The organism is Komagataeibacter diospyri (genome assembly GCF_006538165.1).
Taxonomy (GTDB): domain Bacteria; phylum Pseudomonadota; class Alphaproteobacteria; order Acetobacterales; family Acetobacteraceae; genus Komagataeibacter; species Komagataeibacter diospyri.
In genome coordinates this window covers 1-652 of sequence record NZ_BDLU01000021.1, presented here as the reverse complement: position 1 = coordinate 652, position 652 = coordinate 1, and the positions used below count along the sequence as shown (strand labels likewise).

At 66.3% G+C, this 652-nt stretch carries 2 pseudogenes; both read right to left on the bottom strand.

The features are described 5' to 3' along the window. Positions 1–311, bottom strand: a pseudogene (locus MSKU9_RS03410) (hypothetical protein); the annotation flags it as partial. Beyond that, a pseudogene (locus MSKU9_RS03405) lies at positions 311–652 on the bottom strand (hypothetical protein); the annotation flags it as partial. The pseudogenes MSKU9_RS03410 and MSKU9_RS03405, both read right to left, overlap by 1 nt.

The following is a 652-nucleotide window of genomic DNA, read 5'->3' as shown; positions in this document are numbered from 1 at the left end:
GTCGCCCCTGCCCCCGGCACAGTCAGTGTGACCGGGTCGCGGCTGACATACTGGCGCACAAGCGCGCTGGCTACCGCCGCCAGCGTGCCATAGGCCGATGCATCGACCACGCCGGGGGCCAGCAGCGATCCGGGGCCAATCACCAGCGCCAGCCCGCTGCCCGGCGTGCAGGCAAACCCGCTGGCGGCCACCGTGGCCCATCCGTACGCCATGGCTGCAAGCTGGCCCAGACCAACATAGGCATTGCGCTGGGCATTCAACTGGTCACTGTCCAGCGGTATCTGCGCCGGGTAGACGATCTGTCTGTCCATTATTCAGGGTTCTCCACGTCCTGAACCCACGCGATGGTGCCTGCGGGCATCACATCGGCAATGCGGTCCAGTGTCTGTGTTGCGGGCTGGCTGGTGTCGCCGGTTGGCAATTGGGCAAATAACTGGAAGGGAACCGCGCGTGAGCCGTAGCGCAGGGTGGTCACGCCATAACCGTAGCCACCGCCGATGGCCGGGGAGGCAAGGCTGCCCAGACCCTTGCAGTCGGTGGCGTTGCGTGGCTCGATCACGCGGCCTGCGCTACCCACTTCATCGGCAATCACGTTCACCACATCGGGCCGCGTGCCCAGCGAGGGGAACAGCGCTTCCTCAATCCGGGTGCG